14 protein-coding genes and 1 pseudogene are annotated in these 19,899 nt (G+C 68.5%); 4 read left to right on the top strand and 11 right to left on the bottom strand.

Features of this window, described 5'->3' with window-relative positions; translation table 11 throughout:
* Entirely contained in the window at positions 1–1,059 is a 1,059-nt protein-coding gene (locus tag ACN9M6_RS13820; protein ID WP_419163470.1) for a virginiamycin B lyase family protein, read from the top strand.
* Between the two features lie 10 nt (positions 1,060–1,069).
* Positions 1,070–1,732 (top strand): choice-of-anchor V domain-containing protein, encoded by a 663-nt coding sequence (locus tag ACN9M6_RS13815; RefSeq protein ID WP_419163469.1) that lies wholly within the window; start codon positions 1,070–1,072, stop codon positions 1,730–1,732.
* Here ACN9M6_RS13815 and ACN9M6_RS13810 read toward each other — a convergent pair.
* The 8 genes from ACN9M6_RS13810 to ACN9M6_RS13775 all read right to left on the bottom strand — a co-directional run bounded on the left by ACN9M6_RS13810 (position 1,707) and on the right by ACN9M6_RS13775 (position 12,782).
* Complete coding sequence (locus ACN9M6_RS13810; RefSeq protein ID WP_419163468.1) at positions 1,707–3,173, bottom strand: serine hydrolase; 1,467 nt, start codon at positions 3,171–3,173, stop codon at positions 1,707–1,709. The genes ACN9M6_RS13815 and ACN9M6_RS13810 overlap by 26 nt on opposite strands.
* A 135-nt stretch (positions 3,174–3,308) precedes the next feature.
* On the bottom strand, positions 3,309–3,806 hold the full coding sequence (locus ACN9M6_RS13805) for a SixA phosphatase family protein (RefSeq protein WP_419163467.1): 498 nt from the start codon (positions 3,804–3,806) through the stop codon (positions 3,309–3,311).
* Between the two features lie 4 nt (positions 3,807–3,810).
* Positions 3,811–5,208 carry a TIGR00366 family protein gene (locus ACN9M6_RS13800; RefSeq protein ID WP_419163466.1) on the bottom strand — a complete coding sequence of 466 codons (1,398 nt, stop codon included), beginning with the start codon at positions 5,206–5,208 and terminating at the stop codon, positions 3,811–3,813.
* Between the two features lie 16 nt (positions 5,209–5,224).
* A complete protein-coding gene (locus tag ACN9M6_RS13795) occupies positions 5,225–6,424 on the bottom strand; it encodes an AI-2E family transporter (RefSeq protein WP_419163465.1) in 1,200 nt (399 codons plus the stop codon).
* A complete protein-coding gene (locus ACN9M6_RS13790) occupies positions 6,421–7,329 on the bottom strand; it encodes a TorD/DmsD family molecular chaperone (RefSeq protein ID WP_419163464.1) in 909 nt (302 codons plus the stop codon). Before ACN9M6_RS13790 ends, ACN9M6_RS13795 begins: the two co-directional genes overlap by 4 nt.
* Positions 7,330–7,332: 3 nt before the next feature.
* Positions 7,333–10,344, bottom strand: coding sequence for a molybdopterin-dependent oxidoreductase (locus ACN9M6_RS13785; RefSeq protein WP_419163463.1), 3,012 nt, complete (start codon positions 10,342–10,344; stop codon positions 7,333–7,335).
* The gene (locus ACN9M6_RS13780) at positions 10,341–11,921 is read right to left on the bottom strand and encodes a 4Fe-4S dicluster domain-containing protein (RefSeq protein WP_419163462.1); all 1,581 of its coding nucleotides are present in this window, start codon (positions 11,919–11,921) and stop codon (positions 10,341–10,343) included. Before ACN9M6_RS13780 ends, ACN9M6_RS13785 begins: the two co-directional genes overlap by 4 nt.
* 66 nt (positions 11,922–11,987) lie before the next feature.
* Positions 11,988–12,782 (bottom strand): 2-keto-4-pentenoate hydratase, encoded by a 795-nt coding sequence (locus ACN9M6_RS13775; RefSeq protein ID WP_419163461.1) that lies wholly within the window; start codon positions 12,780–12,782, stop codon positions 11,988–11,990.
* Between the two features lie 97 nt (positions 12,783–12,879).
* Here ACN9M6_RS13775 and ACN9M6_RS13770 point away from each other — a divergent pair, with 97 nt between their 5' ends.
* Positions 12,880–14,247: an NAD-dependent succinate-semialdehyde dehydrogenase gene (locus tag ACN9M6_RS13770; protein ID WP_419163460.1), complete on the top strand. Its 1,368-nt coding sequence runs from the start codon at positions 12,880–12,882 to the stop codon at positions 14,245–14,247.
* Positions 14,232–14,750, top strand: a complete 519-nt coding sequence (locus ACN9M6_RS13765) for a hypothetical protein (protein WP_419163459.1) — start codon at positions 14,232–14,234, stop codon at positions 14,748–14,750. Before ACN9M6_RS13770 ends, ACN9M6_RS13765 begins: the two co-directional genes overlap by 16 nt.
* Here ACN9M6_RS13765 and cysC read toward each other — a convergent pair.
* The 3 genes and pseudogenes from cysC to ACN9M6_RS13750 all read right to left on the bottom strand — a co-directional run.
* Positions 14,731–15,357 (bottom strand): annotated as a pseudogene (gene cysC / locus ACN9M6_RS13760) (adenylyl-sulfate kinase); the annotation flags it as partial. The gene ACN9M6_RS13765 and the pseudogene cysC overlap by 20 nt on opposite strands.
* Positions 15,341–18,574, bottom strand: a complete 3,234-nt coding sequence (locus ACN9M6_RS13755) for an efflux RND transporter permease subunit (protein WP_419163458.1) — start codon at positions 18,572–18,574, stop codon at positions 15,341–15,343. The pseudogene cysC and the gene ACN9M6_RS13755, both read right to left, overlap by 17 nt.
* Positions 18,571–19,896 (bottom strand): efflux RND transporter periplasmic adaptor subunit, encoded by a 1,326-nt coding sequence (locus ACN9M6_RS13750; protein ID WP_419163457.1) that lies wholly within the window; start codon positions 19,894–19,896, stop codon positions 18,571–18,573. Before ACN9M6_RS13750 ends, ACN9M6_RS13755 begins: the two co-directional genes overlap by 4 nt.
* Positions 19,897–19,899 lie beyond the last annotated feature (3 nt).

Genomic DNA, 19,899 nt, shown 5'->3' with positions numbered 1-19,899 from the left:
ATGACCCATCGAATTCGGGCAACCGCGCTCGCGGCCGCAGGGTTCGCGGCCATGGCGGCCATCGTCGGCTCAGGGACCGCAACGGCCCAGGAGCATACGGCGGCCGCCGACCTTCTCACGATCGATGAATGGACGGTGCCCTACGACGAGAGCCGTCCACGCGACCCGTTCGTGGCTCCGGACGGCCGGGTGTGGTTCGTCGGGCAGGCTGCGCACTATGCCGCCGTGTTCGATCCTGCCAGCGGCGAGTTCAAGCGCTACGACATGGAGGACGGCACGGGACCCCACAACCTGATCGTCGACGAAGACGGGATGGTCTATTACGCCGGAAACCGGGCGAACCACATCGGGATCATCGACCCGGCCACGGGCGAGATCGACAAGATCATGATGCCGGACGAGCGCGCGCGGGATCCGCACACGCTGATCTGGGATGACAACGGCGACATCTGGTTTTCCGTGCAGGGGGGGAACCTGATCGGCTTCCTCGACAAGGAATCGCGAGACGTGCGGCTGGTCGAGGCGCCCGAGGTGGAGACGCGTCGCGGCTTGGGCTCGAGCCGTCCCTACGGAGTCAAGCTCGACTCGGAAAACCGACCCTGGATCGCGCACTTCAACACAAACCTGATCGGGATGGTGGAGCCGGCCTCGTTCGAACTCATCGGCTACGACCTGCCTGAGGGGTCGCGGCCTCGTCGGCTGGTCATCGACTCGAAGGACCGGATCTGGTATGTCGACTACAGCCGCGGAAAGATCGGCCTCGTGGTCGAGGGTGGCGGCTTCCAGCGCGAGTACGACCTGCCGGCCGGCGCGGAGTCGCGTCCCTACGGGGTGGCGATCGACAAGTACGACCGTGTGTGGCTGGTCGAGACGGGGATCCAGCCGAACCGGTTCGTGGGCTTCGACACCGAGACCGAGGAGTTCCTGGGCATGCTCGACGTGCCGAGCGGCGGCGGCACGATCCGGCACATGTACTACGACCCGGATACGGACTCGATCTGGTTCGGCACCGACGTGAACACGGTCGGGCGGGCCGTGGTGTCGCCGCGCACACGCTGATGCGTGGGGCGTGTCCTTGGCGGCGGGCGCTCCGGGGCGCGCCGTGAGGATCAGCGGTTCCATCGGGAGGCCCGCGGCCACGCTGTGCGCTGCGGGCCTCTTTGCGATGGCCACGGTCGCTGCGAGCCCGGTGGCGAGCCCGGTGGCGAACCCGGAATCCGAGCCGAGCGTCGCGCACATCGAGGGGCCGCCTGCGGGCCACACGGGGGGCTTCGGGGAGCCGACCTGCGCCACCTGTCACATCGGCGCGCCGCTCAACGAACCGGGCTCCACGCTGGAGGTGCTCGGCCTCGAGGACGGCTACCGTCCGGGCCAGCGCCATCCCGTGACGATCCGCCTCGAGAGCTTCGAGATGCTCTCGGCCGGCTTCCAGGCGTCGTTCCGGTTCGATTACGGGGAGCACCGAGGCACCGGGGCCGGCGAGATCCGGCCGCTCGACGACAGGGTCACCGTGGTGTGGGCGGAGGACGCCGACACGGACTACGTCCAGCACACGCGGGCCGGGTCAAGACCGGCCGACGACGTCGCGGAATGGACGTTCGAATGGCGCGCCCCCGAGACGGAGGCGCCCATCGTGCTGCACGTGGCCGCGAACTCGGGGAGCGGCGACGACTCCCCGCTCGACGACCTCGTCTACACCCTCTCGGTCACAAGCCGGCCGGTCGCACGCTGAAGTTGTTGTTGCGCCACATGCGCATCGCGCCGTCCGGCATCTCCTCGAAGATGAACTCCTCTCCCAGGTCGCCGTTGTCCCGCACGCGGCGGAAGGTGTCGCCCTCGATGTGGCGGAGCCGCTCCATCGCGTCGAGCGGGTTGCCCGACGGGAGCGACAGCACGTGCAGGTCGCCGTCCCAGACGAGCACGGCGCTCTCGCCGCCCAGAGGGCGCTGGTAGGTGCCGGTGTAACGCTGCAGCGCCGCGTCGGCGGTCGTGGCCGACTCCCCCTTCGCCGCGCGCCGCAGCGCGGGAGCCATGATGTCGAATGCGGTCTGGGCGAAACTGCGCGCGTTGACCCCCTGGCCGTTCGTCATGAACGTGGTGGCGATCCGGTCCTGCGGCCGCAGCAGGAGTTGGCTCCGGTAGCCCGGGCACGAGCCTCCGTGCCCCACGAAGGTGTCGCCGTCGGACTTCCACACGGAGAAGCCCAGCCCGTAGGTGGTTTCGCCGTCCGGTTCGAGCCAGTGGACGCGGTGCATCTCGCGCAGTGTGTTGCGGTCGAGCAGCGCGTCGTCGCCGTCGAGAACGCGGAACTGCCAGGAGGCGAAGCGCCCCAGATCTTCCACCGTCGAGATGAACCCGGCGGCCGGACTGATGCCGCGCACCCAGTAGTCGGGCACGAGCCCGCGCTCGCCGTCGCGCCCCCGCGCCGTGTATCCGCTGGCCAGCCGGTTCCCCCGGAAACGGTCCTCCAGGTCGGTGAAGGTGCTGGACATGCCGAGCGGGTCGAGGATGTTCGCGCGCACGTAGTCGTCGAACGAATGTCCCGACACCGCCGCGACGGTTTCCCCCGCCAGGGTGAGCGCCAGGTTCGAGTACTGGAAGTACGTCCGGGGCGGATAGAGCATCGCCTGTGACGAAACCCTCTCGACGATCTCGTCGTGCGTCGGGAAGGGATAGTCGGGGCCGGTCCAGTACGGAGCCGCGGCCTCGCGCGGGAGACCGGAAGAGTGGGTGAGGAGCCCTTCGATCGTGACGGGTCCCGCCTCGGGGAAGACGTCCTTGATCGTGAACCACTCGAGGTGCTTCGCCACCGGGTCGTCCAGCGCCAGTTTCCCCTGGTCGCGCAGTTGCAGCACGCCCACGGAGGTGAAGAGCTTCGAGATGGAGCAGATCGAATACATCGTCGACGGGGCGGCCGGCTCCCGGCGCTCCACGTGCGCGTAGCCATATCCCTTCGCCCACACCAGTTCCTGGTCGTGCACGACGGCGAGCGAGGCGCCGGGGATCCCGCCGAAGGCCTGCGCCGCATCCATCCAGACGTCGAGCAGGTGGAGGGCCTCGGCGACCCCGGGATCCTGTGCGGCCGTCTCCTGGGCTTCGGCCCGAACGCCGGAAAGCAGGAGAAGGGCGAGCGCCGCCGCGGCGGCCCGGAAGTGGATCGAAGGTCGCGTCATCGGGACATCCTCCGCTCAGGTCGGCACGTTTCGGGACATCCCGGAAGCTATGCCGGAGCCTCGGGAGCGGGGAAGGGATCCCAGGCCGTGGCTGGACGTTCCCGCGGGAACGTTGTTCGGCCATCGCCGGGCACTTCAGTCGCGCGGGAGCGCCTTGGGCCGCCAGAAAGCGATCAGCCGGCCCCGCTCCGCGGAACCCAGATCGGCCCAGTCGCCGATGTCCAGGTCCACCACAGCGAGGGCGGCGGTGGGCATGAATTCGACTTCGCCCGTCAACCCCATGACGAGAGCGGAGATGCCGGGGTTGTGTCCGACCACCATCAGGCGCTCGGCCGTTTCCCCCATCGTCTCGACGACTTCGACGTAGCTGTCCGGGGACGCGAGGTAGAGGCGCCTCGTGGTCTCGATCTCCACCTCGCGATCGAATTCGGCCGCCGCGAGTTCCGCGGTCGAACGCGCCCGCACGGCGGTCGAACTCACGATGCGTTCCGGCACGAGATCCCGGTCCACGAGCAGGCGTCCCATCCGGGGCGCATCGCGGTTCCCGCGCCCGTTCAGAGGCCGGTCGTGGTCGCTGAGTCGCGGATGGTCCCAGGACGACTTGGCGTGCCGGAGGATGAGGAGCGTCTTCATGACGTCACCACCTCGTGGGGATGACCAGCATCGTCACGATGCCGAGGAGGATCGTCGCGAGCCAGATGAGGAAGGCGTACCCCAGCACCTCCCCGAAGCGCCGCCGCGTCACGGCGAGAATCGGGAGCGCCCAGAACGGGTGGATGAGGTTGAAGGCGGAGTCTCCGTAGGCGTAGGCGAGCAGCGTCGTCATCACCGAGACGTCGAGGACTTCGCCGGCCGGGATCACATACGGCGCCTCGATCATCCACTTGGAACCGGCCGAGGGGATGAAGAGGCTCATGATGCCCGAGTAGAAGTAGACCACGAGCGGATAGAGCCGGGTCGAGCCGACCTCCGCGAACTGCTCTCCGAGCCAGCTCCCGAGGTTCGTATTCTGGATGACGCCGAAGATGCCGGCGTAGAACGGGAACTGGAGGATGACCCCCCAGGCGGCCCCCACGCCGTCGCGGCAGGCCCGCAGGAACGACAGCGGGCGGCCGTGCAGGAGCAGCGCCGAGAGGAGGAAAACCGTGTTGTACGCGTTGATGGTCCAGCTCGCGCCGAAGCCGCGGGTGATGATCGAGTGGATGAGCGGGTACGCGAACAGCGCGGCGGCAAGGATCGTCCAGCCGCGGAAGCGGTCCAGTCGCTGGGCGGGCGTGGTCGCCGGCCGCGCGCGTGGCGGTGGCGCGGGCAGGATCTCCTCGACTTCCGCCTCGGTGAGGGTGACGACATCGCGGCGCGGGTGCAGCGCCATCGCGGCGACGAGTCCGACGAGCAGCATGGCGACGGCGTACCCGAGGTTGAACGGATTGAACAGCGTCTCCGTGACGGGATACAGCCGGTCCACGACGGGAGTCCCGGTGCCGGGCTCGAGCAGTGGGTTGCCGGGGGTGGCGAGGATGAGCGGCGCGGAGCTGGAGAGGCCGCTCTGCCACACGGTCCCGATGCCCATGTACGCCGCGGCGATGACGAGGCGCACGTCGGCGCGGGGGTTGCGCTTGAGGATGAACGGGACGAAGAGCGCGGAACCCACGAGCCCGAACGCCCAGTTGAGATAGCCGGCGGTCATGGAGAACCCGGCGGCGAGGGCGACGGCCTGGACGGGTCGCTCGGGGTTCGGGAGGCTCGCGAGGCGATTGAGCAACCGGTAGACCGGTGGCGACGAGGCGCAGGCGTGGGCAGCCACCATGGCGATGGAGAACTGCATTGCCAACTCGAGCAGCGTCCAGACGCCTGTACCCCACGCCAGCCCAGCTTCGGGGATCGTCGCCCCGCCTCCGGTGACCGCGAGGACGAGCGCGACTACGGTCAGCGACATGAGGATGACCCAGGCGTCGGGCACCCAGCGTTCCGTCACGCGGGAGAGGGCCGCACCGCCGTCGCGGAGCCGGTCCAGCACGCCTGGGGCAGAGGTCATCATGCGGTCCGCTGCCCTAGGCCTCGGGTCGGTCGGGCTCCGGATCGGCCGGCACCTCGGGGTCCGGCACGTCGTCCATGCTGTCGATCTCGCTGTCGATCTCGTCGGCGGCGGCGGTGGCGAAGGCGGTGGCGGGCAGGATGTCCTGGAAGGACTCGCCGTACAGTTCCCACACGGTGATGAAGAGCGCCGCGACGATGGGCCCGATCAGCACACCGGCCATCCCGAACGCGAACAGCCCGCCGAGCGTCCCCAGCAGGATCATGAGGTCGGGCATGCGGGTGTCGCGTCCCACCAGCCATGGCCGCATAAGGTTGTCCAGCGTCCCCACCACGAGGCCGCACCACAGGATCAATCCGATCCCCGCGATCGTCTGACCTGAGGCGAGCAGGTAGATCGCCGCGGGAAGCCACACGAGCGCGGACCCGACGCCGGGGACGATCGACAGCACCGCCATGACCGTACCCCAGAACGCGGCCGAGGGGATCCCCACCACCCAGAAGGCGAGCCCGGCGAGTCCGCCCTGCACGATCCCGATGAGGAACGTCCCCTTGACCATCGCGCGAGTCACGGAGACGAACCGATCGAGCATCCGCTTCTCGTCTTCGTCGGACAGGGGGAGGTAGTAGAGGACCTTGTGCAGCACACCGCGTCCGTCCTTGAGGAAGAAGAACATGGCGTACAGCATCACGAAGAGCAGGAAGACGATCCGCACCGTGGCGGTCGTGATTCCGGTCAGCCCCTGAACGACAAAGCCGCCCATGGAGCCCGCGACTTCGCCGAGCTTCTGGACGACCTGATCCTGATACGGACGCAGGGACTCCATCCACGGAATCCCGTCGATGAGCCGGTCGATCCCGCCCGGCTCCCGCAGCCGAGCCTGCATTTCCTCGATCCAGGGACCCGCCGACTGCGTCACGTGCACGGCCTGATTCGCGACGATCCCGAGGAACGCGGCTGTGGGCGCGAGGAGGAGGAAGACGAACAGCATGAGCGCGGCGACGGAGGCCAGCCCCTCCCTCCCGCCGAACCACCGGCCCAGCGCCCGGTAGGCCGGGTACAGGAGACCGCTCAGGATCGCCCCGAGGAAGAGCGCCGTCAGGAAGGGCCGGATCATCTCGAGGAACAGGAGGCTGATCCCGACGACGAGCAGGAGGAGGAAGACGGCCCGGAAACGCGCCGGGTCGAGGGGCGGCTTCCTGGAGGGGTCGGTCATCCTCGGGGCCTCTCTTGCTGGACTGCTGCCGGAGGATCGAACACCTGCGCGGGCCGGACGACATCGGCCCTGAGGGCGTCGAGGAGCCGGCTGGTCGCGTGTGCCCGTTCGGTCCAGAAATCGGCGACCTCCGGGGCGGCGGCGCCTGCACGATCGTGCAGGTGTGCCCATTCTCGTGCCTCCCGCGCGAGCCAGCCGAGGGTCGCGCGCGGCCCCTGCGACATCATGGATCGGAGGATGTAGGCCCGCTCGCCAACCCGGAGCCCCAGGCCGAGATCGCGCGTGGCCCGCGCGAGGTCGGCTCGCGTGAGCACGAGACCGCTCCGAACCGGACTCAGCAGCGCGGACATGAAGCCGGTGCTTCCGTCGGTTCGGGGATCAGGCACCGGGCTCGATTCCCGGAACGCGAGGGGGTGTCGGGTCGGGGGTCCGAGGTGAGCGGACTCTCTGGAGAGAAGCGCCTCCAGGGTGTCCGCCCATCGTCGATAGAACGGCGGCGCGATCTGGCGGAGCTTGGCGAGAAAGGGGAGAACCCACGAGAGCATGTGCTCCCAGAGGAAGGCGCGCCGCGCGTCGCGCCAGGCCGTCACCGCCCGCCCCGTCGCTTCCTGCTCGGCCTCGATCAGCGCGGCGTAGCCTCCGAGCAGCGCCCGAAGGTGATCCGGTTCCGGTGGCGGGTCCGTCTCGAGGGCGCGCCAGAACCCGGCGACCCGGTCGCGCGCGTCTCCGCCGAGGCGGCCGTCCGTGCCCAGGAAGGCGGAGGCGTACGGGTAGAGCTGGAACAGGAACAGTTCATTGTGCGTGGGCTCGTCCGGCACCGAACCCAGCTCCAGGAGATGGCCGATGAGACGGTTCTCGGAGCAGGGGGCATCGAGCAGCGCGCCGAGCGCACGGAACAATTCCATCGTCTAGTCCGGGAGGTCGTACGCTTCGCGCGCGGGACGCACGGGGCGGATCAGCCAGTGTGGGCGCCGGGTCCCATCGGGAGAGTGCTGCCGCGCACCGCGGGTCTTCTGCAGCCAGTTGCGATAGACGCGATGTGCCTTGTCCGTGTCGACGTGGATGTCGCCGTGACGGTCGCGACGCGAGGCCTTGACCACGCGGACCGCCTGGTGCCAGCAGTGCATCCCGGACACGGGATCGGGATGTACGGGGAAGGTGAGGTTCTGGTGCACGCCCACGTCCGTCCACCAGATCCGCGACGTGTCCGGATCCTCGGTCTCGTAGGGCGCGGCCCCCCGCTTGCGCGACAGCTTCCAGCCGTGGAGATCCTCGCTCAGATCGACGGTCGCCATGAGTTGCCGCTGGGCGCCGGTGCCCTCCCGCTCTCCGCGGCCGGCCCTGCCCGGCTCGCCGACGTTCGCGCCGTCCGCCAGCTTCCACCGTCCCATGTGGTGGCTGCAGGCCACGACGCCCGGCTTGATCCCCTCGGTCACCCAGGCCTTGAGGACGAAGTGGCCGATCTCGGTCTCGACGCGCACGAGGTCCCCCGTCTTCACGTCGATCCTCCGTGCGTCCGTCGTGTGGAGCCAGAGCGGATTCGTGTGGGCGATTTCGTCCAGCCATTTTGAATTGGCCGAACGCGTGTGAATCTGGACCGGGAGCCGGAAGGTGGAGATCAGGCACATCTGATCCGGCTCCATGGCCGCCGGATGCACATGGCTCCGGATGTAGGCGGGGACGGCGTACTCCGGCCAGCCCCATTCGACGAGCGTTGGAGAGTAGAACTCGAGCTTTCCGCTCGGAGTCGGGAACCCGCGCCGGATGGAACCGTCCGGCGCGCGCACCCCCACCGGCCGTCGTCCCTCGGGGTCGGAATCGGGCGTCCCCATCGGCGCCAGATTGACGACCGCGGGGCTGGAAGCTCGGGTATAGATGCGGCCGAACTCGTCTTCCCGGGGGTCCAGGAATTCCTCCACCGGTACGTGCTCCTCGTACAGGGGACCGATGTCACGCGCCACCTCGAAGGCGCCGTACCGTCTCATGTACTCCAGGGGAGAGAGCCCGTCGGCCTCCGCCGCCTCCGGGAGACCGGGGACGGAGTGGTCGAATATCCAGCCATAGTATTCGTCCACCGTGAGCCGCTGGCCGGGGTTCTCCTTCGACTCCACGAACTCACGGATGCCGCGGCTCCCGTCCGGATCTATCCGCCACGAGAGTTCGAGCCAGAATTCGTTCTCCTCCCAGACCTCGCCGGGGTTCGTGTGGCGCGTGTCGGCGACCTGTTCGCCAAGTCGCTGCCGCGCGGTGCGCAGGACGGGCTGACGAAAGGCGATCCACTGGCCGTCGTGCGTCTCGTACGAATGCAGGTCATGACGTTCGGGTCCGTGACCCATGGGGAGGACGTAGTCGGCGAAGTAGGCCGACTCGTTCCAGGTCGGCGTGAGCGCGACGTGGAGGCCGACCTTCTCCTCGTCCGTGAGGGCTTCGATCCATGTGAAGCCGTCCGGGTTCGTCCACACGGGGTTGTAGACGCGAGTGAAGTACACGTCGAGCTTCCCGCGCCCCTCCTTGAGGAGATGCGGGAGGAGGAAGGACACCTCGTACATGGCCAGCGGGTACTCCTCGGGCCATGTGAGCTCGTTCCAGTGGTCGGGGTGGCGGGGCATGCGGATCGGTTTCGGGATGAACTTGTTCCATGTGCTTGGATAGGTTCCGCCCGGCGTCGCCACGGAGCCGGTGAGCGCGTTCAGGAAGAAGAGGGTCCGGGCCACCTGCCAGCCGCCTTCGTTGCCCGATGCGGCGCTCCGCCAGTTGTGGGTGGAGAGGCGCGAGCCGGCGCGCGCCACGATCTCGGCCACCTCGCGCAATTGGGCGGCGTCCACGCCGGATTCCTCCGCGGCCCACTCGAACGTGCAGCCCTCGTAGAGTTCGCGCAGTGCGGTCTCGAACGATTCGAACGTCCGCGGCAGTTCCGGTTTCTCGGCCGCCAGGTATTCCTTCCAGTTGAACCAGCGCCGGACGAATTCCCGGTCCCAGGCCCCCGTCGTGATCAGGTGGTTCGCGATCGCGAGGAGGACGGCGGCTTCGGATCCGGGCTGGGTCGGGAGCCAGTGGTCGGCGTGGGTCGCGGTGTTCGACAGACGCGTATCGAACACGATCAGCCGCGCGCCCTTCTTGACTCCGTCGATGATGCGCTGTGCGTGAGGGTTGAAGTAGTGTCCGGCCTCGAGGTGAGAGCTCACGAGGAGGATGACGTCGGCCCGCGCGTGGTCGGGACTCGGGCGGTCCATGCCCATCCAGAACTGGTAGCCGGCGCGGGCGCTGGAAGAACAGATATTCGTGTGCGAGTTGTGCCCGTCGACGCCCCAGGCGGCGAGCAGGCGTTCGGTGAATCCGTCTTCGCCCGGCCGCCCCACATGGTACATGATCTCGCGTTGGCGGCCCTCGTCCAGCGCCTTGCGGATCCGGGTCGAGATGTCGGAAAGCGCCTCCTCCCAGGAGACTCTGACCCACTTCCCCTCCCCGCGTGCGCCCGCTCGCTTGAGCGGATAGAGAACCCGGTCGGGATCGACGATCTGGTTCAGCGTCGCCGGGCCCTTGGCGCAGTTCCTGCCTCGCGAGCCGGGATGCTCCGGATTCCCCTCGAACTTGCGGACCTCGAGGGTGTCGCGGTCGACGTAGGCCAGGAGTCCGCAGGCGGATTCACAGTTGAAGCAGGTCGTCGGCACGAGCATGTAGCGTCGTTCGCGGCGCTCGGGCCACGCCTTGGAATCGAGTTCGACCCAGTGGTCCCAGCGCTCGCGGGGCGGGAAGGCGGCGAGGTGCGCGCGGCTCGGGCCGGGATAGAAGGTCTCCCCCCGGCGCTCCGTCTCGCTGCGCGCGGCGCTCACGCGCTCGTTCAGTGTGTCGAGGCGGCGCGAGAGGCCATCGGAGTCGGAGCCGGCGCCGTTGGAGCCGGGGCCGCCGAGATCGCTCATGCGAGGGGTACCGACTGGCCGGCCTGCACGTAGGCATGCTCATGCGCGAGCAGACCCGCGAGGGCGGCGACGCCGGCGAGCGGCGCGACCCAGGCCGCGCTCAAGGGGCTCGCGGCCAGGGCGCCCCCCAGCGCCACGAGCAGCGCTCCGCTCCAGAACCAGGGGGCGTAGCGGCCTCGCACCATGTTCCGGGTGGCGAGGGCGGCGTGGGCCGTGGCGTGCGTGAGCGTCAGTTCGGCGAGCACGAGCAGGAGGTGCACCGCGGACGAGAGGCTTACCAGAAGGCCCAGCGCGGCGGATGCGCCGAGCGAGGGGACCAGCATCAGGGCCGCGCCGCCGGCCAGCACGGCCTGGACGAGGAAGTGCGGCGGCAGGAGCGGGTTCTGCCACAGATCGCGCGCCTTGGCCTGGGCGAAGAGGTAGGCGGTGTAGACTGCGGTCATCGCCGCCAGGGGCGCTCCCGCCCACGCCATCCAGCGGGTCGCCGCCAGCCCTCCGTCGCCGCCGGCCAGCCCCGCCGCCAGGTGCGCCGTCAGGGCCAGACCGTAACCGGATATCACGATCGCGCCGCGGACGAGCCAGCTCTTCATCTGGGGTCGCGTGAAGATGAGGAGGAAGCGCTCCGGGTGCTCGAGATCCCAGATGAGGAGCCCGCCCGTGACGGCGAGGGCGAGCAGTCCCAGGAGCGGCGTGAGCGTGAGCCATTCCCCGCCCTGCCACGAGAGGCCTCCGAGCAGACAGAGCAGGAGGGCGGCCAGGTAGACTCCGGCCGAGACCCCCTTGGTCAGCGTGTAGAGACTCACGCGCCAGTCCCACGGTACGGTGTGTGAAACATCGTAGGAGAGGATCGCCGCGGCCGATGAGTTCGGGCCGTGGCGCCCATCCGCGCTCATCGGGTACGGCTGGCCGGATCCGATCTCGTGGGGGCCGTCCGGCTGCTCGCTCCACATGTACAGACCTCCGCCCGGCCGGACGGCGGCCAGCGGATCGAGCGTCGCCTGGTGCGCGCCCTTGTAGAACAGCTTGGGATGGGTCTCCTTCTCCGGGCGCCGGACGCTCACGGGGTCGCGCGCGACGAGCTGGGACACCTTCGACGCGGGGTCGTCGAGGTCACCGACGATGATCGCCTCGGTCGGGCACACGGTGACGCAGGCCGGCTCCAGTCCCATGTCGATGCGGTGCGCGCAGAAGTTGCACTTCTCCGCGGAATTGTCCTCCGGGTTGATGAAGATCGCGTCGTAGGGGCAGGCGGCGATGCAGGCCTTGCAGCCGATACAGATCGACTTGTCGAAGTCGACGATCCCGTCGGGGCGGCGGAACATGGCTCCGGTGGGACAGGCCGTTATGCACGGAGCGTCGTCGCACTGGTTGCAGCGCGTCACCTGATACGCCCGGCGTGCAGCCGGGAATGTCCCGACATCGGCGTACTTCACGTACGTGCGGGTGACGCCGAGGGGGACTTCGTTCTCCGACTTGCAGGCCGTCGTGCAGGCGTGGCAGCCGATACAGCGCGTATGGTCGATGACTTTGGCCCAGCGAGCCGTCTCGGCGCCTGTCCCCTGGGGCTCCTCTGGCATGTATGCTCCTCTCGGGTCAGATGGCGCTGCTATGTTCCCGCGTCGCCCCGGGCAGGGCAAGCCCGCTCAATCGGTCAACACGAGTTCGAGGCCGGGAAGATCCCCACCGTCCGCTTCGACCCGCCACCGCTCGCCCGGGGCGAGCGGTGCGAGCGCGGTCATCGTTCCCGTACTCACGACCCCGCCGTACGGCGATCGTCCGGTGTCGTCGAAGTGCGGCAGCAGCCGCGGCACCACATCCAGAGCCGCGAGGGGATGGCCGAGGACTGAACTCGCGCGTCCCCGAACCGACAACCGTTCGTCCTGCAGCAGCCGAACCTCGAGCCGGTCGAGGCGAGCCAACCGCTGTTCGAAACCGGCCGCGGTCCGGTCGATGCGGGGGCCGACGACGAGAGCTCCGTGAAGCCCGAAGTCCGCAACCGAGTCCGCAGGCGAGAGGTGCCAGTCGGGGTAGTGGCAGTCCACGATCTCGAAACCGAGCGCCGCCCAGGCGGGCCGGGCCGTATCCGCCGCGCGGCCGGAAGGCTCGATGCCGAACACGACCTCCACCTCGATCCGGGGCGCACAGAACCCCTCCAGCGACACTTCGGCCGTCGGCGCCGCCGTCCGCAGTGTCTGCTCGTAGACAGGGGCCACGATCGGCTCTTCCAGTCCGAAACGCGGCCAGATCGCCTTGTTCGTGAACCCGACCTTGCAGCCCGCACGCCGGTAGCCGCGTGCGCAGAGGCGGCGATCGAGCAGCGCCCCGACGCGATAGGCCTGATCCAGCCCGAATGCATGCCCGCGAAGCGTGGGCGGTTGCGTCGTTCGACGCTCGTCCCGGGCGGAGAGCAGCGCGCGGGCAATGTCGGCTTCGGTCACAGGCGACTCCAGGCGGAGGTCCTGCCACGGGCTTGCGAGCCGGGCGCGGACAACGGACGATTTGCTGAATGGTAACGTCCCGTGAGGGAGGACGAGAATGCCGTTTGTGAGCATAGATCCAGCGACCGAGGAACGGCTGGCCTCGTTCCCGGCCCTCGATGGCGGCGGAATCGAAGCCGCGCTCGACCGGGCCCGGCGCGGCTTCGAGACGTGGAAACGCGTCCCGCCCGCCGAGCGGGCGGAACGGCTCCTCGCGCTCGCGGATCTTGTCGAGCGCGGGAAGGCCGCGTACGGCCTGCTCATGACGCGCGAGATGGGCAAACCGCTGGCCAGCGCGGTCGCCGAGGCCGAGAAATGCGCCTGGGTGTGCCGCTACTACGCCGAGCACGGTCCGGCGCTGCTCGAACCCGAACGGTTCGAGTCCACGGGGACGCACTGCTGGGTCGAATACCATCCTCTGGGCGCCGTACTCGGCATCATGCCGTGGAACTTCCCGTTCTGGCAGGCCATGCGGTCCGCGGTGCCGACGTTGATGGCAGGCAACGCCTTCCTGCTGAAGCATTCGCCGAATGTCCCGCAGTGCGCGGTCGCCCTCGACGGTCTGTTCGCCCGCGCCGGCTTCCCCGAGGGTCTATTCCAGAACGTCTTCGTCGAGATTGAAGACATCCCGCGCGTCCTCGACGACCCGATCGTCCAGGCGGCCTCCCTCACGGGCTCCGTCGCGGCCGGGTCGGCGCTCGCGGCCGAGGCCGGGCGCCGCATCAAGACCACGGTACTCGAACTCGGCGGCAGCGATCCCTTCATCGTCATGGAGAGCGCGGATCTCGACCGGGCCGTCGCCACCGCGGTCGACGCGCGGATGTGGAACAACGGCCAGTCCTGCATCGCCGCCAAGCGGATGCTCGTCCAGAGTTCGATCGCAGACGAGTTCTCCAGGCGGCTGATCGACCGCGTGTCGGCTTTGCGGGTCGGGGACCCCCGGGATCCCGAAGTCGAGGTCGGACCGCTGGCGAGGCGAGATCTTCGGGACAGAGTCGCGGAGCAGGTCGATGCCACCGTGGCGGTGGGCGCCCACGTGGCAACGGGCGGCCGGGTGCCCGACCGTCCCGGATGGTACTACGAGCCGACCGTACTCACAGACGTGCCCGACGGTTCCCCCGCCACGGACGACGAGATCTTCGGCCCGGTTGCCTGCGTCTTCCCCGTCGCCGATGTGGACGAAGCCATCCATCGCGCCAACGCGACCGAGTTCGGCCTCTCGTCCGCCATCTGGACCCACGACCCCCACGAGCGTGCGCGCGCCGTCCGTGACCTCGAGGCCGGCGGCGTGTTCATCAACGGGATGTCGGCCTCGGACCCACGCGTCCCCTTCGGCGGCGTCAAACGATCCGGATACGGACGGGAACTCGGCCCCCACGCGATCCGCGAGTTCGTGAACGTCAAGACCGTGTGGGTGGGAGACTGACCCGGACCGGCTGGGCCGGGGCCGTATCCGCCTTCGTCGTGGCCGGGTGTCTGGCGACGGGTAGCGTGCTGCAAGCCCGGGGGACGGGGCTCACCCGCTGCTACCGGCTGCAGTACGAGACGCTGTGGGAGCGGGTCGTGGAGGCCGTCCGCTACGCAGGGCTCGTCATCGAGCGTGAGAACGTCGAGAACGGGTTCGTGCTCGCCCACAGCTACCAGCCCGACGTCGAGCGTCCGGAGGACATGGCCCTCGATGCGGATCAGGGCGAAGTGGTCGGGGTCTTCGTCGAGCCCGAAGGGCGCAATGTCTGGGCCGTCGAAGTCGTGAGCCAGCGGCGGTTCGCGCTCGACCCGAGCCCGCGCGACTGGACCGCTCCCGTGTTCCTCGCCCTCGAGAACCGCCTGCCTGCGGAAGCCAGCGCCCCCAACGACGACCTGGCCGCGTGCGCCCGGGCCAGAAGCCTTATGCGTCGCGAGCCGCGGCCTACGCCAGGGCGCGGATGATGAGTTCGACGCATTCCTCCGCGGAGAGCTCTTCCGTGTCCAGACGCAGGTCCGGTCGTTCGGGTCGCTCGTAGGGGCCGTCGACGCCGGTGAAGTTCCTGATTTCGCCCCTCATCGCTCTGGCGTAGAGCCCCTTCGGGTCACGCGCCGCGCAGGTGGCCGGCGACGCGTCCACGAAGATCTCCCTGAACTCGCCGGCTTCGAACAGGCCGCGGGCGAAGTCCCGTCCCGATTGAAACGGAGCGATGAAGGCGACGATCACGATCAGGCCCGCGTCGACCATCAGGCGCGCCACCTCGGCCACCCTCCGGATGTTCTCCACTCGGGCGGCCTCGGTGAACCCCAGATCCCGGTTGAGACCGTGGCGGAGGTTGTCCCCGTCCAGGAGGTAGGTGTGTCGTCCCTCCGCCGCGAGACGCTTCTCGAGCAGGTTGCCGATGGTGGATTTTCCGGACGCCGGCAGCCCCGTCAGCCACAGGCACCGGGCACGTTGCCGCTTGAGTTCCTCGCGGACCCCCCGCGTAACGTAGAACTCCTGCCATGAGATGTGGTCGGGGGTCACGGATCCGGTCTCGACTCCCGATCCCGCCCTACGTGCGGACCGGCGGCGGCGCATCGAAGCTGCCGGCGGCCAGGCCAAGTTCCGATTCCCCCCGGCGGCCGCGGCCGATCGCCCGCTTGAACCGAACCGTCAGCGTATGGTTCATCATCGCCAGAGCGGGCACGGCGATCATGATGATGACGGTGGCGAACAGGATCCCGAACCCGAGGCTGACGGCCATCGGCGTGAGGAACTGCGCCTGCGTGCTCCGCTCCATGATGATCGGCGACACGCCCAGGAACGTGGTCAGCGACGTGAGGAAGATGGGGCGGAAACGAGCTTTGGCCCCCTGAACGATCGCCTCCGCCATCGGGAGTCCCGAGCGGTGCCGCTCGTTGATGAAGTCCATGAGTACGAGGGAGTCGTTCACGACGACCCCGGACAGACCCACGATCCCGAACATCGACAGCATCCCGAGGTCGAGCCCCATGATCATGTGCCCGATCGCGGCACCGACGAAGCCAAGTGGAATCGACGCCATGATGACGAGCGGCTGCAGGTATGAGCGGAACGGGATGGCGAGGAGCGCGTAGATCGCGAGCAGAGCGAGGCCGAAGCCGCGCGCCAGACCCTCGAAGGCCAGAGTCTGCTGCCTCTGCTCGCCGCCGAATCCGTAGCGGAGGCCCGGGTATCGGGTCTGAAGGTCGGGGAGAATCGAAGACGTGAGCGCGGTGTTCGCTTCCTGACCCGTAATCACCGCCGCGTCCACATCCGCCGTGACCGTGACGATTCGGCGTCCATCGATCCGGTTGATCGTCGACGAGGCGATCCCGAACGAGAGTTCAGCCACCTCCGACAGCGGCGCTTCGCCTCCCCCCGGCGTTCTGATGCGGTAGTCCTGCAGATCGGCGAGCGTGTTCCGCTCCACCTCGGGAAGCCGCACGTACACGCGAACCTCATCGCGGCCTCGCTGAAGCCGAAAGGCCTCGTTCCCGAAGAAGGCGCCGCGTACCTGGCGCGCGAGGTCATCGAGCGTGATCCCGAGCGTTCGGGCGGCGGGCTTGAGTTCCAGTTCCAGTTCCCTCTTGCCCTGGCCTCTGTCGTCACGGACCTCCGTCACCCCGGCGATGCGTGACAGACGGGCGGCGATCTCCGGGACCGCCGCGCTGAGCATCGCGGTGTCCGGATGGGAGAGTTCAACCTGCACCGGCGACCCGAGATCGATCAGTACCGAGCTGAACGTGAGTTCCCGGGCGCCGGCCACGGGACCCACCCGGTCTCTCCAGACACGTTCGAGCTCGGAGGCGGGTACGCTCCTCACCTCGGGATCGGACAGTCGAAGGCTGACTTCGGCGATGTTCGACCGGATGAAACTCGCGGAGGTGACCATGCTTGGCCCTCCCTCCATCGAAGGACGCTCCCCGACGCTTGTGAACACGGCGTCGACCAGCGGCGGCTCGTCCTCCGGCGTATCCAACTCGAGCTCCGCGACCGCCGCGTATCCTTCCCGCTCGATATAGCCGGCCACTTCCCTTGTGCGCTCGCTCGTCGTCCCCTCGGTCATTTCGATGTACGCGACGACCTCTTCGCCCTCGATCACGGGCAGGAGGCTGAAGCGTATGTGGCGGCCGGCCACCAGGCCCGCCACGATCAGCAGCGACGAGACGGCTCCCAGAATGGCCAGCCCCGGCCGCCGGACCGCGAAACGCACCGAGCGCTCCAGCGGGCCCTCGATGAATCGCCGCAATTGAGTCTGGACGATTGCCTGCAGGCGGTACACAGGCCCCAGAAGCCCTCCCTTCCGCCGAGCCGTACCCGGGTCCGGAAGGTGCGAAAGGTGGTACGGGAGGATGAACAGTCCCTCGACGAGCGAGAGCAGGAGCACGGCGATCACGATGGCCGGGATCACGTAGAGGAACTTCCCCATGCTTCCGGGCACGATAAGGAGCGGAGTGAACGCGGCCACGGTCGTGAGCACGGCGAACGTCACCGGCACGGACACGCGCCGGGTCCCCTTGATGGCCGCCTGAAGCGGCGGCGTACCTTTCTCCCGTTCAGCGAAGATGTTCTCTCCCACCACGATCGCGTCGTCGACCACGATGCCGATGGCGAGGATGAAACCGAACAGCGCCATCATGTTGATGGAGATGTCGAATACCGCCATCACCGCGAACACGCCCGCGAAGGAGAGGAAGATCCCGACCGCCGTCCAGAACGCGAGGCGCAGGTCGAGGAAGAGCGCCAGCGCTACGAGGACGAGGATCAGACCGAGTCGGCCGTTCTTTATGAGAAGCGAGATGCGGCTCTGGAGGTACTCGGCCTCGCTGCTCCAGATGCTGTAGTCGACGCCGCGCGGCAGCGACACGGCGAGTTCCTCCGCCAGATAACGGTCGACTTCCTCCACGATGTCGAGGACGCGCTCGTCCCCTGTCCGCAGGACCTGGACGAAGGCCGTCTGCTTCCCGTTGTAGGCGTTGATGAGGTCGGCATGTTCAAAGCCGTCCCGGATATCGGCCACGTCTTCGAGGCGGAGCATCGACCCGTCGACATTCGCGCGCACGATGATGTCCGCGAAGTCGGCCCGGGTGTAGTTCTGCCCTCTGATGTGAACGAGAATCTCCTCCCGAGCGGTCTCGACGCTGCCGCCGGGCAGATCGAGGCTGCCGCGCCGCACCGCCGCGGCAACCTCATCGAGCGTCAGCCGATGGGCGCGCAGCGATTGCTTCGAGACCTCGATCGAGATCTCGTACCGCCGGACGCCGGACACGCGTACGAGCGAGATGGTCGGCAGCGACGTCAGGTCGTCCTTGACCCGGTTCGCGATCTCCTTGAGCGTCCGCTCCGGAACATCCCCGAAGATCGCGATGTCCATGACGCCGCTCTCCGCGCTCAGCGCGACGACTTCGGGCTCCTCGGCATCGATCGGGAAACTCGTGATCCGGTCCACCGCCGACTTGATCTCGTCCAGCGTCCGCGACCGGTCGGTACCCAGGGAGAGTTCGGCAAGCACGACGCCCGCGTTCTCCGAGGCCGCCCCGATGACGCGGTCGATGCCCTGGATTCCGGAGATGCGCTCTTCGATGCGCCGGACGATCGCCTGCTCGACTTCGTCGGGAGAGGCTCCCGGGTACTGGACCTGTATCTGGATCGTATCCAGGGAGATCTCCGGGAACGTCTCCTGAGGCAGGTTCACGAGGCTGACGAAGCCCGCCAGGATGATCGATACCATGAGCAGGTTGGCGGCGACGCCGTGCCGTGCCATCCATCCGATCGCCCGCCTCATGATCCGACCCCCTCAGGGGTGCCCGTTTCCCCGGGGCTCGCGGTCCCGACGTCCGCTTCCGGAGGTTGCGCACTCTCGAGAATCTGCACCGGCAGCACCGTCATGCCATCGGTGACGAAGGCAAGGCTCGACACGATGACCGGAGTGCCGTCCGCGATGGCTCCGAGCACCATCGCCAGGTCGTCCACTTCCTGGATCGGCTCGACGGGCGTCATGGCGAGCAGCGTGTCGTCCCGCACCGTCCAGACGACATCTCCGTCGCGCACGGCAGACGCCGGAACAATGGCGTACTGTTCGAAGCTCGTCCCTTCGATGTCGACCGTCGCATAGCTCCCGATCAGGAGGGGAGGCCGACGGGGCTCATCTTCCATCGGTGCGAAGGGGGCCGGCACACGGACCACGACGTCGACCGTTCGTGTCTGCTCGTCGAGATCCCCTTCCGCGCGATCCACGTAGCCGGACCACAGGTAGTCGGCCCCGCCGTACTCCGACGTGATGTCGACCGGGATCCGGGTCTCCGGCTCGCCCGCCCGCGCGCTCCACAGGCGCTCGATCAACGCGGCCTCGTTGTCGCTCATGGGCACGACGATCTCCACCTCGTCGGTCGCGTACAGGTGGCCGATCGCCTGACCCACGGAGACGAACTGGCCGAGGTCGACCGTCTCGTCGCGGACGATCCCGTTGAACGGCGCCCGAATCCATGTCCGTTGCAGCGCCAGCCGCGTGTCTTCCAGCCGGGCCGCGGCGCTCCGGAGGGCCGCTTTGGCCGCATCCAGTTGCGGCTGCCGCGTGACGAGGGCGTTTGGCGGCGTTGGGTCGAGGTTCTCGCGGGCGGCCAGCCGCTTCCATTCGTCCAGAGCCAGCCGCGCATTCTCTTCGGCCTCCAGCAGGGCGACCTCACGCTGCGCGACATCCGCTTCGGCCGCCTCTACCGCGTTCTCATAGTCCGCCGGATCCACACGCAGCAGCGGCTCGTCCTCGAGGAAACGCCCGCCGCTGACAAGCGCGGGGGACGCCCAGACCACGCGGCCGCCGACCTGTGGCGCGATCGTGACCTCGGCGCTGGGACGGACCGTGCCGCCGCCTCGCACCGTGATCGCACCCTGGGTCACCCGCGCGGGGACCGTGCTCACCGTCGGAATCACACGCGGCGGATCCACCTCCGCCGGCTCGGCGCGCATGCCGAACAGCAGCACGAACGCTGCGACACCCACCCCGATGACGATCGCCCCCTGCCCCAGCCGCTTCCAGGGTCCCGGCCGGGGGGTCGGTGCCCCCGCGCCGCCAGGCTGGAGCGGCATCTCCCGCGTTACGTCTTCCATCGT

Source organism: Candidatus Palauibacter sp. (assembly GCF_965197445.1).
Taxonomy (GTDB): Bacteria; Gemmatimonadota; Gemmatimonadetes; order Palauibacterales; family Palauibacteraceae; genus Palauibacter.
This window is presented reverse-complemented; position numbering and strand designations above follow the sequence as displayed.

Excerpts from the sequence above, each read along its gene's own strand:
- ACN9M6_RS13810 (WP_419163468.1), bottom strand. The coding sequence starts at position 3,173 with ATGACGCGACCTTCGATCCACTTCCGGGCCGCCGCGGCGGCGCTCGCC.
- ACN9M6_RS13820 (WP_419163470.1), top strand. The coding sequence starts at position 1 with ATGACCCATCGAATTCGGGCAACCGCGCTCGCGGCCGCAGGGTTCGCG.
- ACN9M6_RS13780 (WP_419163462.1), bottom strand. The coding sequence starts at position 11,921 with ATGCCAGAGGAGCCCCAGGGGACAGGCGCCGAGACGGCTCGCTGGGCC.
- ACN9M6_RS13750 (WP_419163457.1), bottom strand. The coding sequence starts at position 19,896 with ATGGAAGACGTAACGCGGGAGATGCCGCTCCAGCCTGGCGGCGCGGGG.
- ACN9M6_RS13785 (WP_419163463.1), bottom strand. The coding sequence starts at position 10,344 with ATGAGCGATCTCGGCGGCCCCGGCTCCAACGGCGCCGGCTCCGACTCC.
- ACN9M6_RS13800 (WP_419163466.1), bottom strand. The coding sequence starts at position 5,208 with ATGACCTCTGCCCCAGGCGTGCTGGACCGGCTCCGCGACGGCGGTGCG.
- ACN9M6_RS13790 (WP_419163464.1), bottom strand. The coding sequence starts at position 7,329 with ATGGAATTGTTCCGTGCGCTCGGCGCGCTGCTCGATGCCCCCTGCTCC.
- ACN9M6_RS13755 (WP_419163458.1), bottom strand. The coding sequence starts at position 18,574 with ATGAGGCGGGCGATCGGATGGATGGCACGGCACGGCGTCGCCGCCAAC.
- ACN9M6_RS13795 (WP_419163465.1), bottom strand. The coding sequence starts at position 6,424 with ATGACCGACCCCTCCAGGAAGCCGCCCCTCGACCCGGCGCGTTTCCGG.
- ACN9M6_RS13770 (WP_419163460.1), top strand. The coding sequence starts at position 12,880 with ATGCCGTTTGTGAGCATAGATCCAGCGACCGAGGAACGGCTGGCCTCG.
- ACN9M6_RS13805 (WP_419163467.1), bottom strand. The coding sequence starts at position 3,806 with ATGAAGACGCTCCTCATCCTCCGGCACGCCAAGTCGTCCTGGGACCAT.